Source organism: Hymenobacter sp. FMD4 (genome assembly GCF_058932745.1).
In genome coordinates this window covers 60,894-79,081 of the sequence record NZ_JBZYWH010000002.1, presented here as the reverse complement: position 1 = coordinate 79,081, position 18,188 = coordinate 60,894, and the positions used below count along the sequence as shown (strand labels likewise).

The window sequence follows — 18,188 nt, the reverse complement described above, 5'->3', positions numbered from 1 at the left end:
GCAAGATACTCAAAAAACGCTTGCTTTGCCGTCGCAGCACTGCTGGATTCCGTTTCCACCACACCTTCCTTACCCTATTTCATGAAGAAATTATTTTGGGTCCTGGGCGCCTCCGCGCTTGGGTTCACAGCTTGTGACACGGCAAAACAACAGTCAGGTGGCACGGCTACCGCTGAGCAAGTCAACACCCCCACCAGCACTAGTGGCCTGGCAACCATGGAGAAGAATGGCATTCGGGTAACGCCGTTCACTGATTCGCCGAAGTATGCCGCCGCCGCACTGCAGCTCAAGTCACCAGCTGGAGGAGCCACCGCACCAAGCGGCGCCGTAGCTTTTGACTACGACCTGACCAACTTTCAGTTGACCAAGATGACCAGCAGCATGCACGCTGAGCATATGGCTAACTCGGCGCAGGGGCAGCATATTCACAACATTGTGGACAATCAGCCTTACACGGCGCACTACACGACGGAGTTTACCAAGAATATTCCCGACGGCCAGCACGTGGTGCTCTCGTTTCTGTCGCGCTCTTACCACGAGAGCCTGAAGCATCGGGGCGCCTACGACCTGCGGGTAATCAACGTGGGCAACTCCGCCCAGCCGACCAACTTCGACCCCAAAGGGCAACACCTATTCTACAGCCGCCCGAAGGACACATATACCGGCAAAGATGCGCAGCGCGTCATGCTGGATTTTTATCTGGTAAATACTACCCTGTCGCCGGAAGGAAACAAGGTGCGGGCCACCATCAACGACACCGAGTTTATGCTGGATCAGTGGGCTCCCTACATGATGGAAGGCCTACCGATGGGGCAGAATACCATCCGCCTGGAGCTGGTGGATGCCAACGGCACGGTAATTCCCGGTCCTTTCAATACGGTGACGCGCACGATTACGCTGCAGCCGTAACTTGTTGGCAAAGTTTACTTTGGCGAAGCGCCCGCTCCTGGAAGAGTGGGCGCTTTTGCTTTCAGGTGCGCCGCTGGCGCCGCCACTGCCACTCCAGTAGCAGTTCGAAATAAGGCAACATGCGCCGGGTGCGCTGAGCTAGCTCGGTGGCTGTATAGGCACTGCCGGCGTAGCTGCCGCGGCCCGTGCGGTAGTGATAGAGGTTTTGTAGCTGCTGAAGCCACAGGCTGGAAGTGAGGGTAAGCGGGCCCGCACGACGTTCAAAGGCAAACTCGGGGCCTTGCTGGCGCGTGAGCGTACGCAGGTAAATAAGGCCGGACGGGCCAGTGTCTTCCGGCAGGAGAGCCGCACGTTGATGGTTGCGTTGCTCCAGAAAGCGGTAACCCACGCGCAGGCTGCTTTGCCCCCGCGTGCCGTGCCAGCCGCGGCGTAGGCCCAAGCTAAGATCGTGCAGGATAGTGGTGTCGAGCGGGCTTTCCCGGAACTGCTGCCAGTTCAGCTGGCCTAAGCGGTTTTCGCGCCGCTGGTAATCCAGCGTGAGCAGCCACTGGGGGCGTACCTCCCACTGCAGATGCTGCTCCAGCTCCAATACCCGGCTGGCGCGGTTGCGCAACTGTTCACTGGTCCGGTCGCGCACCTGGTAGCTCACCCACAGATGATAACTGCCCCGCCAGCTGAAGGTGCCGGGTACCCAAGTGAAGCTAGGTTCCCAATGCAGCAGCCGGTCCGTGTAGTTCTCGGCGCTTTGCTGGGCTTTGATGAATACGAAGTGTCGGTACTCGCCCCACAGACCGAGGGAGGTGCGGAACGTGGGGTGCCAGCGCGAAGTAAGCCGCAGCCGCAGCTGATGACTGGCTTCGTCGCGGTCCTGATAGTTGTCGGGGCTAGGCGTATCCACGCGCAGCAGTTGGGCAATACCAGCACCGCTCAAGGCATGGCGCGGGTGGGGGAGCCAGGTTAGCTCGGCTTGCCACTGGGTGGTTTTTTCGAGGATGTCCTTGATTCGTTCGCGCTGCTCCGCGGCCAGAAAGCGGGCCGGCGCGAGGCGGCGGTTATTATCGAGGTAATAGCCACGGGCGCGTTGGTGGTACCAAAACTGCACGCGGCCCTGCAGCTTGTTGCGCGTGAGCAGCAGTTCCTGCCGGGTATCATATTCCTGTTGCTGATAGCCCAGGTTTTGCAGCGTATCGGCCGTAGACGTGAGGCGACGGTATAGAAAAGCCCGGGTAGGCAGCAGCAGGTTGTTATCGGAGCGGAACGCAATCTGCCCCGGCAGCTGATACGCCCAGCCCAGCTGCGCCATGATGGTGTCGCTTTGGATACGCTGCACATTGCCGGGCAGGTAATCTTCGGTGCGGGTATTGCGGTAGCCGAGGCGCAACAAACCTTGGCTGTTTTCGTCGAGCGGACGCTCATAGAACGCGTCGGCCAGTGCCCGCTGCCAGCGACGCTGGCCAAGGTGCGTTTGAGTGCCCACAAAGCGCAGCCCGATGGGCTCGGGGCGGCCCGGCAGCGGGCGAATCAAAGCTGTCAGCTCGGCGCCGAACGTAGGGCCAAGGTCTTGGCGTTGGTTGCGGGCGTCATGGGTAAGGCCGCCAAGCAGCGCCACCCGTACGGAGGAGAGCGAATCGCGGCTGGAGCGCGGCCGCAGCCGGTGTTGCCAGCCCAGCCGCCCGAGCCACACCACCGTTCGGATGCTGTTGGCGTGGCTGTAATCGTATACTGCTTGCTGCCCAGTGTGCCAACCGCGCCCCAGAGCGACGGTGTGCAGCACGTCGCCACGGTAGTCTTCGCGGACGAACGGCGGGCGGCCGCGCGTATCGTACACCCACTCGGATAGCATGCGGTAGCGCAAGCTTTGTTTTGGCCCCAAATGCCAGTGACCCAGGGCCACACTTTGCTGAGTGTACGTACTCACCCCGATGCGCCGCGCGTACAGGCGCAGTCCCAGCACGGTATCGGCCGGGGCTACCGAGCTTACGATCAGCTCCGTTCCGCTTTGCGCCCGAGCCCGTTGTTGCGCTAGCGCAGCACCTGCCACGCCGACGACGGCAATCCAACGGCAAGTAAAGCGGCGCATAACAGCAGCGGAAGCGGGTGGCGATTATGCTGTAAAGTACTAAATTGAGGTGCGCCTTACAATCAACAGCCTAATTGGCTAATAACATGATTGTGTGGTGGGAGTCATGCTCGCGTATCCGTACTTTTGGAACCGCTTTCGTTGGCTGCCGCAACTTCCTGTTGCCTGGGGACGTCTTCTGCGGAAATAGTTACCGCCAGCAGCGGAAAAACCGGCCGCTTAAACGAGGGCCTTTGTTTTGCCAGCACTTGTATGAGCATACGTAAACTTGTTCTGTCGTTGGGGGTATTTGTGGGGATAAGTACCGGAGCTTGGGCCCAACACGCGGTCTGGGCTTCTAAGGTGGTAGGCGTCTCGTCCCAAAAAGCGGAAGGCAAAGAGCCTTTCTCACCAGAAAAGGTACTCGGAGAGCCCAACGCCTTGCCATTGGGGCAGATCAGCAACGAAGCCTGGATTCCGAAAAAAGAAGGGCCGAAGGAATTTATTGAGGTGAAATTTGCCAAGTCGGTGGTGGCTCGGCAGGTCACCGTCGTGGAAAATTTCAATCCGGGTTCGATAATCAAAATCGAGTTGGTAGATACCCGCGGCGAACGGCACGAGGTGTATGACAACCCAAGCCCGGGCCCACTGCCCGAGCTGTTTCGCACTCTGCAAGTGACCTTTTCGCCGGGCACATACCGCACCATCGGGGTGGTAGTGACCATGAACACCGCTAAAGTCAATGGGGTAAACCAAATCGACGCAATCGGGGTAGCCGATGTGACCGATGTGATGGTTAAGAAAGACTTCCGTGCTGCGCCCACTGAAAGCATTTCCTTTGATTCATCCATGGTCAATCTGGGACCCAACGTAAATACAAAATTTACGGAGGTGCGGCCGGTAATTGCCCCCGATGGCCGCACGCTGTTCTTTGCTCGTCAAAACAGCCCGCAGAACGTAGGTGGTGCTAAAGACGGCCAGGATGTGTGGTTTTCGACACTGCTTAACGCCAAAACCAAAACCTGGAGCCAAGCCAAGAACATCGGCTCGCCTATCAATACCACCGGGCCCAACGGCTTGGCCTCGGTATCGGCTGATGGCAGCCAGGCCCTGCTCATCAACCGCTACCTGCCCGATGGTGGCCTAGACCCGAAAGGCGCTAGCGTAACGCGTCGCCGGGCCACGGGGTGGACGCAGCCGGAAAGCCTGAATATTCAGGATTTTTACAACGATGACCCCGAGAACGTCGACTTTTTCATGACCACTTCGGGCAAGCAGTTGCTGATGGCCGTAGAACGCAAAGACGGCAAAGGTCAGCAAGACCTTTATGTGAGCTTTCGGCAAGCCGACGGCTCTTTCTCCCGCCCGCTCAATCTAGGCGGTACCATCAATACCAAAGCTGCGGAGTTTTCGCCATTCCTGGCGCCCGATGGCAAGACGCTATACTTCGCGTCGGAAGGCTTACAGGGCTACGGCAAAAGCGACATCTTCTACTCCAAGCGCCTTGACGATACCTGGACGAACTGGAGCAAGCCGCGTAACCTCGGGCCGAGCATCAACTCACCCGCTATGGACGCCTACTTCACACTCTCCGCAGCCGGCGACGAGGCTTACTTAGTGTCGGACCGCAACGGCACCGACGGCTCCCGCGACATCTTTCGTATCAGCCTGTCGCCCACCAACAAGCCTGACATGGTGGCGCTGGTACGTGGCCGCGTGCTCGATGCCGCCACGCGCAAGCCAGTAACAGCTACTGTGCGCTACGAAAACCTGATTACGGGTGAGGAAATTGGGGTTGTTGAAACCAATCCTACCGATGGCTCTTACACCATCGTACTTCCCGTGGGGGCGCACTACGGCTACCGTGCCGACGCCAAGGGCTACCTGTCGGAAGACCAGAACCTGGACGTCACCGACCGTCAGAAGTACACCGAAGAAACGCAGGACTTGTTCCTGATTCCGTTCGAAGTTGGCCAGAAGATCAAGCTGAACAATATTTTCTTTGCCCAGAGCAAATACTACCTGCGCGAGAATTCATACCCCGAACTGACGCGCCTGGTAAAGATTCTGAAGGAATACTCACAGGTAGAAATCAGGCTGGAAGGCCACACCGACAACCAAGGCGACCCAGCGCTGAACCTCAAACTCAGCAACGACCGCGTAAACGAGGTGAAAAAGTACCTCGTGCAGAAAGGAATTTCCGGCGCCCGCATTACTACCCAGGGCTACGGCGACACCAAGCCTATTGCTAGCAACGACCAGGAAGACACGCGTAAGCTGAACCGCCGTGTAGAGTTCGTGATTACGAAGAAGTAGTTTTCAACAGTAAGCAGTTAAAGCACAAAGCCCCGCCTGGTCCAGACGGGGCTTTGTGCTTTACAGATGGCAGGCAGAAAAGTGTGAGGTAAAGCTCTTCAAACCATTACCGAATTTCTCGCCTTAGCTCAGGCGCGTTTCGTCGCGGCCGGCTTTGGTACTACCGCTGCCTGAGCCGCCCGGATTGGCTATGGAGTCACGCATATCCGTATCTGCTTGGATGTTACGCATTTTGTAATAGTCCATCAGCCCCAAATTGCCGGAGCGAAAGGCCTCGGCAATGGCGCGGGGAATCTCCGCTTCGGCATCAACGACGCGGGCTTTAGCTTCCTGCGTCTTGGCGCGGTTTTCCTGCTCCATGGCCACGGCCATGGCGCGGCGCTCTTCGGCGCGGGCTTCGGCCACGCGTAGGTCTGCGGAGGCTTGGTCGGTTTGAAGCTTGGCCCCGATGTTTTCTCCGATGTCGATGTCAGCAATGTCAATAGACAAGATTTCAAACGCCGTACCTGCGTCAAGACCTTTCTGCAGCACAAGTTTGGAAATTTTATCGGGGTTTTCGAGCACCTCTTTGTGTGATCGTGACGAGCCGATGCTGGTGACGATGCCTTCGCCCACACGGGCCAGAATGGTTTCTTCGCCGGCTCCGCCCACCAATTGGGCAATGTTGGCGCGCACCGTGATGCGGGCTTTGGCAATGAGCTGAATGCCGTCCTGAGCCACGGCCGCTACGTTGGGCGTGTTAATCACCTTGGGGTTTACCGAGGTGGTTACAGCCTCAAACACGTCGCGGCCGGCCAAGTCAATAGCCGTTGCTTGATTAAAGGACAGCGGAATACCGGCCTTATCGGCCGAAATCAGGGCTTTAATAACCGTAGGTACATTACCGCCGGCTAAGTAGTGCGTTTCCAAGTCATTGGCCGTCAGGTTCATGCCGGCTTTGGTGGACGTAATCAGCGAGTTGACAATAAGAGAAGGTGGCACTTTTCGTACCCGCATCAGCACCAACTGAAACAGGCCCACGCGCACCCCTGAGAAGATGGCCGTAATCCAGAGGCTGATGGGGAAAAAGTACAGGAACACCAGCAGCACAATGGCTGCCAGCACAATGGGAACTATAGGTATATCCATGATCGAGCTATGATGTCGCTGTAATTAGCACATTTCCGAAGGAATTGTTTTGGGCAGCTCTAAGCAGCAGCCACCACGATACGGTTTTGCTCAATGCCGAGCACGCGCACGGCGGCCCCGGCCGCCACAAACTCGCCCCGGGTAGTGGCCTCGCGGCGCTCATCACCGAAGAGCACAGTACCGGCTGGCCGCAAGGCCGAAATTGTACGGCCAACCTGTCCAGGAGCAATACCCGCAGCCTGCCGCACGTCGTCTACGCGGGCTGTGTTGCGGTCGGTGAGGGCGTAGCGGTTGATGGTTTGGGGGCGTAGGCCGTACCAGACCACACCTGCCACAAGCACCACCGAGCAGGCCAGCAGTACGTGGCCGGTGGTAGAACCCAAGTCGCGGTAGCTTAGCCACACCCCCGTGGCCAGCAGAATGAAGCCCACCAGGCCCACGATAGTGGTACCAGGAATAAGTAGTACCTCGACAACCAAAAACAGAACGCCGAACAGCAACAATACAACGATGAGCAACCAGTCCATAGCAAAGAGATGAGAACCGAGGAAATATACGGATAAACCTATCGTATGGGCACTCAGCGGCTTTGCGTAGCTTCCAGCCTTCAATCCCTATGCTCCTATGCTGGCTGATGCGCTCCGACAGGTTCCGTATTTTACTAACCGCGAGGTAGAAGCCCTGGTTGCGGCTTGGAACAAGCCCATTACGCTTCGGCGTGGCGAGTACTTGGTTCAGCATGGGCAAGTAGAGCGCAATTTATACTTCGTCCGGAGCGGGCTGATGCGCATTTACTACCCTACCGAGACTGAAGAGATATGCGTGGGCTTTGCTTACGCCCCGAACGTGGTGTGCTCCTTTCCGTCTTTTGTGAACGGCACCGGCTCCGATTACTGCATTCAGGCGCTGCGCCAAAGCGAGCTGCTCGGCATCAGCAAAGCTGATTTTACCGCCTTGCTGGAGCTACTGCCGGCCATTGCGCGTTTCTGGCGAGAAGAGCTGGAAAAGGTATTAGTTGGCCGCATCGACCGGGAAATAGACCTGCTACTGGCCGAGCCGGAAAAGAGGCTGGAACGCTTGCTGCGGCGTAGCCCACATATTTTTCAGTTGGTGCCCAAGAAGTACATTGCTTCTTACCTGCGGATGACTCCTGAAACGCTCAGCCGGCTGCGCTAAATCTTGATTCTAATCAAGGAAATGGGGGTGGGGTGGAGCCGACCTTTGTCAAAAACCAACCGCTATGAAAACCAACGACTTCCTCCAACACCTGCAAGCCTCGGTTCGCCACCTGCACAGCACCGTCGAAACCGAACTGGCCACCCTTCCTGGTGAAGTACTCAACGCCAAGCCAAGCCCCGACGGTTGGAGCGCCCTGGAATGCCTTGAGCACCTAAACCGCTATAGCCGTTTCTACAACGACGCCCTGGCCAAAGCTGTACAGCGCCCGCGCCCGACCGATGGCAGCGTGGATGTGGGCTACTCCTGGCTGGGCCGCAAGTCGCTGGACATTGTGCGGCCCGGCAACGGCAAGAAAAACAAGACGGTAAAGCACATGAACCCCAGCGGTAGCCAGCTAGGCCGCGCCGTACTGGATGAGTTTCTGCAGCATCAGGCGCAACTGCTGGCGCTGCTAGCCACTGCCCACACTGCCGATTTGAATCAGAAAGCTGTGCCGGTAGAATTTTTTCGCCTGCTAAAAATGCGCACCGGCGAAGCCTTGGAATTTGTGGTGCTGCACGAGGAGCGCCACGTGCAACAAGCGGTACGCACAGCGCAGCAAGCACGGGCCTCAGCGCCGGCATTGGTGGTATAGCGTAGTGGTAACCCCGCACCCTCTTGGCTGCGTAATGCGCAGCATGATGAAACAACGCGAAGTAACCGCCTCTGACAATACCACTTGGACCTGCGTGCAAGCTTACGCCGGGATAGAAAGCAAAACGGCTGAAGAAGCTGCCGAAAGGGCGGAAAGCCCCGAAGGTACCGTCGCCGTGGTTTGTACGCCCAGCGGCGGCGCCCAAACAGTGCGCCTGGAACTGCAGAAAGATTGGCTCGATAACCTTTCTGACGAAGAGCTAACCGCCGCCATTGCCAGCGCGCAGTGAGTTTGGGCCAAAAACGCCAACGCCCCGCTACAGTAATTTGTAGCGGGGCGTTGGCGTTTGAATGGTACCTAAGCTTAGTAAGCTCGGGCGAAGTGGGCGCGGCGCGTTGAGGGCTTGCCGGTCACAATGCACACACCTTCTTCCTCCGGCTCGTTTAGGGCCAGGCAGCGGATGGTAGCTTTAGTTTCTTCCTTGATGCGCTCTTCGGTTTCGGAAGTGCCGTCGTAGTGGGCCAGCACAAAGCCACCTTTGCCGTCGAGCACTTGTTTAAACTCCTCGTAGCTCTCCACGCGGGTGGTATGCTCCTCGCGGAAGTTGAGGGCACGGTTGTAGATGTTGCGCTGAATATCGTGCAGCAGCTGATCGATGCTGCTGACGATGTCGGCCAGCGGCAGGCTCATTTTCTCCTTGGTGTCGCGGCGGGCTACTTCCACGGTGCCGTTGTCCAGGTCGCGGGCTCCGATGGCCAAGCGTACGGGCACGCCTTTTAGCTCCCATTCGGCAAACTTGAAGCCGGGGCGCTCAGTGTCGCGGTCGTCCACCTTTACCGAAATTCCTCGCTCGATCAGGCCCATCTGAATGGGACGGATACGCTCCAGCAACTCGTCGAGCTGACCAGTCTTGTAAATAGGCACGATAACTACCTGAATCGGGGCCAGCTTGGGAGGCAAGATCAAGCCTTCATCGTCGGAGTGAGCCATAACAAGGGCGCCCATCAGGCGGGTGCTTACACCCCAAGAAGTGCCCCAAACGTGCTCCAGTCCGCCTTCTTTGGTCTGGAACTTCACGTCGAAAGCCTTGGCGAAATTCTGACCCAGGAAGTGCGACGTACCAGCTTGCAGAGCCTTGCCGTCCTGCATCAAACCCTCGATGCAGTACGTCTCAACGGCGCCAGCAAACCGCTCATTCTCCGTCTTGACGCCTTTTACCACGGGCAGCGCGAGGTGTTCCTCGGCAAATTCGGCGTACACATCCAGCATCTGGCGCGTTTCAGCCAAGGCCTCCGAGTCGGTAGCGTGCGCGGTGTGGCCTTCCTGCCATAGGAACTCTGCCGTGCGCAGGAACAGGCGCGTGCGCATTTCCCAGCGTACCACGTTGGCCCACTGATTAATGAGCAGCGGCAGGTCGCGGTAGCTCTGAATCCAGCCTTTGTAGGTGCTCCAGATGATGGCTTCCGAGGTGGGGCGCACCACCAGCTCCTCTTCCAGCTTGGCGTTCGGGTCGACGCGCAGCTTGCCCGGGTTGTCGGGGTCGGTTTGCAGGCGGTAGTGCGTGACTACGGCGCACTCCTTGGCGAAGCCTTCCGCGTTTTTTTCCTCGGCTTCAAACAAACTTTTCGGGACGAACAGCGGGAAGTAAGCATTCTGGTGGCCCGTGCGCTTGAACATATCGTCAAGCGTACGCTGCATTTTTTCCCAGATTGCGTAGCCGTAGGGCTTAATGACCATACAGCCGCGTACGGCCGAGTTTTCAGCCAGCCCAGCGCGCTTTACCAACTCGTTGTACCACAGCGAATAATCCTCATTCCGCTTGGGCAACTGTTTGCTCATATTGGGGTATCTTAGAGAAAGAAAATAGTTCCCGGCTTTGGTACAAGATTTGCGTTAAAAACTCGGGCACCGTTTTGTGCCCAAAATACGTTATTAAAATGGAGCATTCCGCTTCGTTCGGTTGGGCCGGTTCCGCTAGGGCTGGCGCTTCGCCCGCTCTCCTGGTTATTGGTACTGATCCATTTTCGCGCACGCAGCCATGAAATATATTCCCACCGCTTTGTTACCCGCTTTGGCCCTGCTCACGCTGGGGGGCTGCGCGGGTACCGCCGGCCTCACCACTACGGAGCCCGACGGAGTTTACTACTCTTCTAAAGACCGCACCAGTTCTGTGGTCACGGCTTCGGCCGATACCGGCGCGCCCGACGACCCCAACGCCGTGGCCAACCCGGAATACCGCGACGGTAGCACCCGCTCCCGTGGCAGCGCATCCGACGAATACTATAGCGACGACTACGACTATGCGTATTCGGCGCGAGCCCGGCGTAGCTACCGTGGCTTGGGCATGGGCTATTACGACTACGCCTTCGTCGATCCTTTCTGGTACAGCCCTCGGATGGCCTTTTACGACCCGTTCTATGACCCCTTCTGGGGCCCAACGTGGTACGGCGGCTCGTTCGTTAACATCAACGTCGGCTGGGGCATGGGCCGCTGGGGTAATCCTTGGGGGCCCTATGGTGGCTTCGGTAACCGGCCCTGGGGCTTTGGCGGCCGTGGCTATTACAACGGTTTCTACGATGGCTATTACTCCGGCCTGTACGGCCCCGGTTGGGGCGGTGGTGGCTGGGGGGGCGGTTACGGTGGCTTCGGCAACGGCTACTGGGGTGGTTACCGCCAAGGAAACCGCAACGTGAACTACGCCCCGCGGCGTGACCGCGCCGTGGAAGTCGTGGGCGGCCGCAACACCGGCAGCGGCAGCAATGGCCGTCCGCGCGTGGATGAATCTACCGGCGGGCGCATGAGCAATACCAATTCGGCAGTCCCGGCTCGTTCGCGTGGCCGGGTGGAAGATGTCGTTGGTGGCGTGGCTCCTGCCCCGACGGGCGGTGGTCGTATGACCCGGGTAGAGGACCCTACGACTGCTGGCGAAATGGTGAAGCAATCTGGCGCTGGCCGTGGCCGGATGTATCGGATTCTCGATACCGAAGCCGCGCCGACCACGGGTGAAACCGGTGGTGTACGCCCGGCCCCAAGCGCGCAGCCTGATCAGCCGGTGGAAAGCTACGGCAACCGCCGTCGTGAGCGGGTAGGCGAAGCTCAGCCGCAGTATTCGCAGCCCCAGTACTCACAGCCACGTCGGGAGCGTACCACCGAGTACAGCGCCCCGGCTCAGACGGAACGCCCGGTGCGGCGCGAACGAAGCTACGAGTCGCCCGCACCCACTCGCTCCTACGAAGCTCCGCAGCGCTCCTATGAGCGCAGCAGCAACAGCGGCGGCAGCAACTTCGGGGGCGGTAGCAGCGGCGGCAGTAGTGGCAGCAGCGGCGGAGGCCGCCGTGGCCGCGTGGAGTAAGCACCCAGATCTTCTCTGTACCTCTCCGGAGTTCTTCTCTCAGCTATGAAACGATACACCATGGGGCTGGCCTTGCTGGGCTTGGCCAGCCCCCTTTTTGCCCAAAACGAAACGGACGCGCTGCGTTACTCTCGTTTACAATTTGGCGGCCCTGCCCGCACGCAAGCCATCGGAGGTGCCAACGTAGCCGTAGGCGCAGACCTCGGTAACCTCAGCAGCAACCCAGCCGGGCTGGGCCTGTTTCAGCGTTCAGAATTCACTATTACCCCGGGTTTAGGGTTAGGGAATGCCAATGCGCAGGCGAACAATGTAGAAGGGTCGGCCAAGCTCTCAGACTCGCGCAACAACGTGCATCTAGCCAACCTGGGCCTGGCTATTACCAACCGGCGTCCCGACAGCGACAACAGCGACTGGCGCGGCGGCACAATGGCCTTTGGCTTTACGCGCATCAACGATTTCAACGCCCGCTTCCGCTACAATAACACCCTGGCCGACAACCGGTCCCTGTTCCAGCGTTTCCGCGAGCCACGGAACACCATCGACGATATCGATAATCAGTACGCCGACAACCGCTATAACTCGCTCGATGGGTTGGCGTACGGGGCGTTTCTAACCAATATCGACGTTATCAACGGCCGCGAAACCATCGTGACGCCGAACTCACTGCGCCGCTCGGTAGTGAATCAGGAGGAAACCGTATTGACCACCGGTTCGCAGACGCAGTTTGACGTAGGCTACGGTGGCAGCTACCGCGACCAGTTGTACATCGGAGGTGCCATTGGCATTGTAGGCACACGCTTCAACTCGACCAGCGAACTGCGCGAGTCTGTAGAGCCCACAGCCAATACCTCGTTTGGTAGCCTGTTGCTGCGCGATGAAGTGGAAACCCGCGGTACCGGTTTCAACGCCCGATTGGGCGCTATCTACCGACCGGTGGACTGGCTGCGGGTGGGTGCTTCGGCGCAGTCGCCTACCATTTTTCAGTTCGATGATTCCTACCAGACCTTTTTGAGCGCGCAGTTCAAGCAGCCAATACGGGTGGACGGGCAGGATATTTCCTCTGAATCGGTCGAGACCCAGCCAGGGAACTACAGTTACCGCCTCACCACGCCGTGGCGCCTGAATGGGGGCGTAGCCGCCGTCATTGGTAAGTATGGCTTCCTGTCCGGGGATGTGGAGTTTGTGGATTACAGCAAGGCCCGCCTGCGCGGTGATGCCAGCCTGCAAAACGGTGACAACTACGCATTCGACGCTGAGAATGACCGCATCAGCGCCCTGTACAAGCAAGTAGTAAATGTGCGTCTGGGTGCCGAAGCTCGCCTGGAGGATTTCCGCTTGCGCGCCGGCTATGCCCGCTACGGCGACCCATACCGTAACAGCACTTTCGACCGCACTCAGCATTTCTTCACCGGCGGCGTAGGTTTCCGGCAGAACAGCTTCACGCTGGACCTTGCCGGGGTATACAGCTTATCGGACCGGTTCTATTCGCCTTACACCCTAGCCGATGGCTCGCAGCCCGTGGTAAACGTGAATGGCAACCGCTTCACGACCACGCTGACGCTGGGTCTGCTTTTTTAGAAAAGTCTAATTATTCAAAAGCAACGGGCGGCTTCCTAGTAAGGAAGCCGCCCGTTGCTTTTGCTAGCGGTTCTACCGATTGACTTTTACCTCAACGATAAGCTCGGCGGGTACTGTGCTGGTGATGTCGCGCACAAGCAACAGGCCATTGTTTTCATTGGCGGTGCGAAAGGCGAAAACCTGGTTCCGCCGAATGGGCTGGCTGGTGGTGAGTGTGCCCGCATCGGTTACGGCTGTGCTGATGGCTACGTCGCTGTTGATTTGGGCGAAAGCCGTAGGTGTGAGCGTGGTCAGAGCCAGGCGTGTGTCGCGGCGCGTGGTCCAGCTGCCTATTTTCAAATTAGGGGCATTCTGCGCCGCCGGCGCGCTGGGCGCCGCCAACGTAGTTACGCCACCCGCTTGCAGGTAAACCAAGTCAACCAGTTGCTGATAAGCCGGGTCGTCGGTGGCGTGGGCCGGGAGCGTGAGGCCGCGAGTAGTTACCAGCGCGGCGCGCGCGGTACGGCGCACGGGCGGTTGGAGGCGTACGGTGTAGCTGCGCCAGGTGCGGATGGAATCGGCCTGGCGGGTAGTGAGGACGTAGCTACGTCGGGCAACCTGACCGGCATTGTCTTCTACTGCATAGGTCCAGATGTCGCGGCTGGAGAGGGCACTGGTTTGGAAGCGGTTCGTAAATAGAAAGCTGCCTCGGCCGCTAAGCAGTGTGTCCAGATAGACCCGTGTGACTCGAGTATTTTCATCACCGCCTTCAAAGTCGGGCTGGTCTGGGTTGTTGTAGAAGCCGGACTGCAGCGTGATAGTAAACCGCTTCAGCGGTACGTTCAGGGTGTCACGCCCCTCCATATAAACGCGAGTAGTCAGGGTGTCGCCGTTGTTTACCACGCGGCTGCCGGTTAGCAACTGCGCATCGGAGACGAACGCCAAGTAAGGGCCGGGCGAGGGATCGGAGCCGCAGGCGGCGAGCAGCGAAACCGGGGCGAGCAAATAAAGAAGACGGGACAGGCGCATAGCGAAAGGCAAAGGTCGGGAAACGCAATCAATCACGGTGCGGAGCTGCAACCTACGAGCCGTTTTGACCGACGTTGGCGCGGCCGTGGTGGGCCGCCATTGTGTACCTTTAACGCCGCCACTGAGTTTTCTTGCATGATCCACCCGTTTAAGACTTTGGGCCTGGCCACGGCATTGCTGTTGAGCGCCGCGCCGGCCACTGTGTTGCTGTCCGTTGCGCCCGCCGTGGCGCAGCAGCGCCAAGCCATTACCCTTGAAGACATCTGGGCCAAAGGCACCTTCGCCCCGAAGCAGGTGCAGGGCTTCAACTGGATGCTTGACGGCCGTTACTACTCCTCGCTAGACAAAGGCGAAGTAGTGCAGCACGACGTGACCACCGGCCAGGCGGTGCAAACGCTGGTTTCGGCTCAGCAGCTGCGCCCTGCCGGCGGAGCGCAGGCCATCAACGTCGATGGGTACGAGTTCAACGCCGACGAGCAGAAGATGCTGTTTACGGCCGATACCGAGCCCATCTACCGCCGCTCTACCCGCGCCAACTACTTCGTGTACGACCGCGCTGCTCAGAAGCTGACTCCGCTTTCGGCGGGCGGCAAGCAGAGCTACGCCACCTTCTCGCCCGATGGCCGCCGCGTAGCTTTCATGCGCGACAACAACCTGTTCGTCGTGGATCTGCAGACCATGCAGGAAACGGCCGTGACCACCGATGGGCAGGTGAATAAGCTCATTCACGGCGGCGGCGACTGGGTGTACGAGGAAGAATTCGAGGTGTCGAAAGCCTTCAGTTGGTCGCCTGATTCGAAACAGCTGGCTTTTATCAGCTTCGATGAAAGCCGCGTGCCTGAGTACAACATGCAGGAGTGGGGCCCGCTTTACCCCAAGGACTACCGCTACAAGTACCCCAAGGCCGGCGAGCCAAACTCGGTGGTAATGGTATCGGTGTACGACGTAGCCGGCGCCCGCACCACCAAAATGGATATCGGTAGCGAGGCCAACCAGTACATTCCGCGCATTCAGTGGACCGAAACCCCCGGCCTGCTAAGCATGCAGCGCATGAACCGCCTGCAGAACAAGCTCGAAATCCTGCATGGCGACGCTGCTACCGGCAAGACCTCGGTAATCTGGACCGATACCGACAAGGCTTACGTGGAAGTCACCGACGACCTGCGCTACCTCGACAATGGCAAGCAGTTCATCATCAGCTCGGAGCGTGACGGATTCCGCCACCTTTACCTCTTTGACATGAAGGGCAAGCTGGTGCGGCAGCTCACCAAAGGCTCCTGGGACGTAACGGAGTTCGTGGGCCTAGATGAGGCCAGTGGCACGGCTTACTACGTATCGGCCGAGGCTTCGCCCATGCAGCGCCACTTGTACCGCGTGGGGCTGAACGGCAAAAGTAAGACGCGCCTCGGCGACGCCGGCAACGGTTGGGACAACGTGAACATGAGCCCGGACTTCCGCTATTACCTCAACTACCACACCGCCGCCAACGAGCCGGTGACCGTGAGCTTGCGCACGGCTAAGGATGGTAAAGTGGTGAAGGTGCTGGAGGACAACGCCGCCCTGAAGCAGCGCCTGCAGGATTATGGCTTCACCCAGCAGGAGTTCTTCAACTTCAAGACCTCGGAAGGCGTAACGCTGAACGGCTGGACCATCAAACCCGCCAACTTCGACCCGAACAAGAAGTACCCGGTGCTGCTGTTCACTTACGGCGGCCCTGGCTCCCAAACCGTGAAAGATGAGTGGGGCGGCTCCAATTTCCTGTGGTTTGAGTACTTAGCGCAGCAAGGTTACATCGTGGCGTCGGTGGACAACCGCGGTACCGGAGCCCATGGCGCGCAGTTCAAGAAGGTGACCTACGGTCAGCTTGGTAAGTACGAAACCATTGACCTGGGCGAGGCTGCCAAGTACTTTGGTGCCCAGCCCTGGGCCGACAAAGGCCGCATCGGCGTGTTCGGCTGGAGCTTCGGCGGCTACATGGCCGCACTGGCCATGACCAAGAACGCCGACCTGTTCAAGGCCGGCATTTCGGTGGCGCCCGTTACTACTTGGCGCTACTACGACACCATTTACACGGAACGCTTCCTCAAGACGCCGCAGGAAAACCCTTCCGGATACGATGACAACTCGCCCGTACAGTTTGCCAATCAGCTAAAAGGCAAGTACCTGCTGGTGCACGGCACCGGCGACGACAACGTGCATTTTCAGAACTCCGTGGCTTGGACCGATGCGCTGATCAAGGCCAATAAGGACTTTCAGCAGCTGTATTACCCCAATCGCAACCACGGCATTTACGGCGGCAATACCCGTCTGCACCTGTTTCGGCAAATGACTAACTTCTTGCAGCAGAACCTGTAAGTATGAGCTAATCAGAAAAAAAAGCCCGTCTTTTGGTTTGAGCCGAGGCCACTTTGCTTAGTGCGTAGTGGCTGTCGGCTGGACCGGAAGACGGGTTTTTTATATCGTTTTGGCAAGAAAGAAGCCCATTGGACGTTCCTGGAAGGCACTTCTACGTAGAAACCTGTCATGCGAATGCGAGGACTAACAAGCGTGCTGGTAAGTGGAATCTTGGGAGCAGTAGCCATGAGCGGTTGCCAACGGGAGCAAACTGCCCGGGTGGAAACTGCCAATCCGCAACGGGCGGTGGCCCCCGTAGAAGCGCCACCGGACACCTTTGCCCAGCCCGCAGCCGCGCCGCGCAACACCTGGCACCGCCTTACCCGGCGTACCAATCTGCGGGCGCCCCTAGTGCGCTACACCGCGGTGCGTCGCCCCGCAGTGCTGGATACCGCCGCGCCGCCCCCCAGCGAAGCGCGTTTGCTGGATCTGACGCTTAAAGCGAGTGAATTTTTCCGCATCGACCCCAGTAAGCCCGCTGAGTTGCAAGGCCGCGAAGGCACACTAGTCCGTCTGGGGGCAAACGCGCTGGTGGATGACCGGCATAAACCAGTGACCGGCACCGTGTGGGTGGAGCTGAAAGAGTGCTATTCACTTACCGACTTGCTGCTCTCCAACTGCGTGAGCATGAACGCCAACGGCGAGCCGCTCCAAACCAGCGGCATGCTGCTGGTGCGCGCCACCACGGCCCGCGGGCAGAAGCTGAAGCTGGCCTCGGGTAGCTCGTTGGAGTTGGTAGTGCCCGCCGAGCAACGGCACCCCAGCCTGCAGCTCTACCATAGTGTCGGCCGGGTGCCCCGTCGCTGGGTAGCCGTGCCACCTCCCACACCTGCCGACGAGCAAGTGTATGCTTCGGCCAGCCCCATGCCCAGCTACGGCGGCCAAGCGGATGATCTGTCGCGGTTGGTGCGCTACCCGCAAGCGGCCAGCGACAAACGCACCGAAGGCTTGGTTTTTACGTCGTTCGTGGTGGATGAAGCCGGGCGCGTGCTGGCGCCCAAGGTGCTGCGTGGCCTCGGCGACGGCTGCGACGAAGAAGCCTTGCGCGTACTGCGGCAGAGCTCGGGCCGCTGGCTACCCGGCCAGCGCGATGGGCAGCCAGTGAAAGTGAAAATGACCGTTCCCATTCGGTTTTCGCTGCGCGACGCTTCCGTAGCCAGCGCCGAAAGCACGGCCGTAGCCGTAACCGACGTGCCGCAGTCTGAGCCTGCGGAAACTATGCCACCTGCCGAGCCCGGCTCGGTATTTCGGAGCAACGAACTTGGCTGGCTGACTTACTTGCGGCCTTGGCGTCCCGCCTCCCAAACCTCTACGCTCACGGTGCCCGCCGAAGTAGACGACCACACGGTTATGCGGCTGGTTTTTCCTGATTCGCCCGTAATTCTGGAAGGTCAGCCCCAAGCCGATGGCTACACGTTCAGCCACGTACCGGCGCACCAGCGCGCCGTGCTGTTGGGCCTGCGCTACTTCAATGGTAGCCCCTACGTAGCCATGCGCGAGATGACGCCAGGTAACGTTGCAGCCGGCCCGTTGGAGTTTAAAGAAACGACCTTGGCTGAGATTGAGCAATTGCTGGATCGGCTTAATTAGAACCGTAGAGCTGAACGTTAGTAATGCCCAAGGCCCTCTCG

The 18,188-nt window shown here is 59.0% G+C and carries 14 protein-coding genes; 9 read left to right on the top strand and 5 right to left on the bottom strand.

Features of this window, described 5'->3' with window-relative positions; translation table 11 throughout:
• Positions 1-81: 81 nt before the first annotated feature.
• Positions 82-909 carry a hypothetical protein gene (locus AC5FXY_RS02290; RefSeq protein WP_493555011.1) on the top strand — a complete coding sequence of 276 codons (828 nt, stop codon included), beginning with the start codon at positions 82-84 and terminating at the stop codon, positions 907-909.
• 61 nt (positions 910-970) lie between these two features.
• Here the strand turns inward: AC5FXY_RS02290 and AC5FXY_RS02285 are convergent, their stop codons facing one another.
• Positions 971-2,989, bottom strand: a complete 2,019-nt coding sequence (locus AC5FXY_RS02285; protein ID WP_493555010.1) for a hypothetical protein — start codon at positions 2,987-2,989, stop codon at positions 971-973.
• Between the two features lie 252 nt (positions 2,990-3,241).
• On the opposite strand from AC5FXY_RS02285, the gene AC5FXY_RS02280 reads away from it, so the two are divergent.
• A complete protein-coding gene (locus tag AC5FXY_RS02280; protein ID WP_493555009.1) occupies positions 3,242-5,284 on the top strand; it encodes an OmpA family protein in 2,043 nt (680 codons plus the stop codon).
• A gap of 123 nt (positions 5,285-5,407) precedes the next feature.
• On the opposite strand, the gene floA is transcribed toward AC5FXY_RS02280, so the two are convergent.
• Together floA and AC5FXY_RS02270 are read right to left on the bottom strand one after the other, a co-directional pair.
• Positions 5,408-6,412, bottom strand: coding sequence for a flotillin-like protein FloA (floA, locus tag AC5FXY_RS02275; RefSeq protein WP_493555008.1), 1,005 nt, complete (start codon positions 6,410-6,412; stop codon positions 5,408-5,410).
• 59 nt (positions 6,413-6,471) lie between these two features.
• Complete coding sequence (locus AC5FXY_RS02270) at positions 6,472-7,023, bottom strand: NfeD family protein (protein ID WP_493555007.1); 552 nt, start codon at positions 7,021-7,023, stop codon at positions 6,472-6,474.
• A 13-nt stretch (positions 7,024-7,036) separates the two neighbouring features.
• Between AC5FXY_RS02270 and AC5FXY_RS02265 the strand changes: the two genes are divergently transcribed.
• From AC5FXY_RS02265 to AC5FXY_RS02255, 3 genes are all read left to right on the top strand, one after another.
• Positions 7,037-7,588: a Crp/Fnr family transcriptional regulator gene (locus AC5FXY_RS02265; protein ID WP_493555006.1), complete on the top strand. Its 552-nt coding sequence runs from the start codon at positions 7,037-7,039 to the stop codon at positions 7,586-7,588.
• A gap of 64 nt (positions 7,589-7,652) precedes the next feature.
• Complete coding sequence (locus AC5FXY_RS02260; RefSeq protein WP_493555005.1) at positions 7,653-8,225, top strand: DinB family protein; 573 nt, start codon at positions 7,653-7,655, stop codon at positions 8,223-8,225.
• Between the two features lie 43 nt (positions 8,226-8,268).
• Positions 8,269-8,514: a hypothetical protein gene (locus AC5FXY_RS02255; RefSeq protein WP_493555004.1), complete on the top strand. Its 246-nt coding sequence runs from the start codon at positions 8,269-8,271 to the stop codon at positions 8,512-8,514.
• A 74-nt stretch (positions 8,515-8,588) separates the two neighbouring features.
• On the opposite strand, the gene proS is transcribed toward AC5FXY_RS02255, so the two are convergent.
• Positions 8,589-10,064, bottom strand: coding sequence for a proline--tRNA ligase (proS, locus tag AC5FXY_RS02250; RefSeq protein ID WP_493555003.1), 1,476 nt, complete (start codon positions 10,062-10,064; stop codon positions 8,589-8,591).
• A 199-nt stretch (positions 10,065-10,263) separates the two neighbouring features.
• Between proS and AC5FXY_RS02245 the strand changes: the two genes are divergently transcribed.
• Both AC5FXY_RS02245 and AC5FXY_RS02240 read left to right on the top strand, forming a co-directional pair.
• Entirely contained in the window at positions 10,264-11,577 is a 1,314-nt protein-coding gene (locus AC5FXY_RS02245) for a hypothetical protein (protein WP_493555002.1), read from the top strand.
• 45 nt (positions 11,578-11,622) lie between these two features.
• Entirely contained in the window at positions 11,623-13,155 is a 1,533-nt protein-coding gene (locus AC5FXY_RS02240) for an OmpP1/FadL family transporter (RefSeq protein ID WP_493555001.1), read from the top strand.
• Between the two features lie 72 nt (positions 13,156-13,227).
• Here AC5FXY_RS02240 and AC5FXY_RS02235 read toward each other — a convergent pair whose 3' ends face one another.
• On the bottom strand, positions 13,228-14,163 hold the full coding sequence (locus AC5FXY_RS02235) for a hypothetical protein (protein ID WP_493555000.1): 936 nt from the start codon (positions 14,161-14,163) through the stop codon (positions 13,228-13,230).
• 135 nt (positions 14,164-14,298) lie between these two features.
• Here AC5FXY_RS02235 and AC5FXY_RS02230 point away from each other — a divergent pair, with 135 nt between their 5' ends.
• Together AC5FXY_RS02230 and AC5FXY_RS02225 are read left to right on the top strand one after the other, a co-directional pair.
• The gene (locus AC5FXY_RS02230; protein ID WP_493554999.1) at positions 14,299-16,518 is read left to right on the top strand and encodes a S9 family peptidase; all 2,220 of its coding nucleotides are present in this window, start codon (positions 14,299-14,301) and stop codon (positions 16,516-16,518) included.
• Between the two features lie 225 nt (positions 16,519-16,743).
• Positions 16,744-18,147: an energy transducer TonB gene (locus tag AC5FXY_RS02225; protein WP_493554998.1), complete on the top strand. Its 1,404-nt coding sequence runs from the start codon at positions 16,744-16,746 to the stop codon at positions 18,145-18,147.
• Positions 18,148-18,188 lie beyond the last annotated feature (41 nt).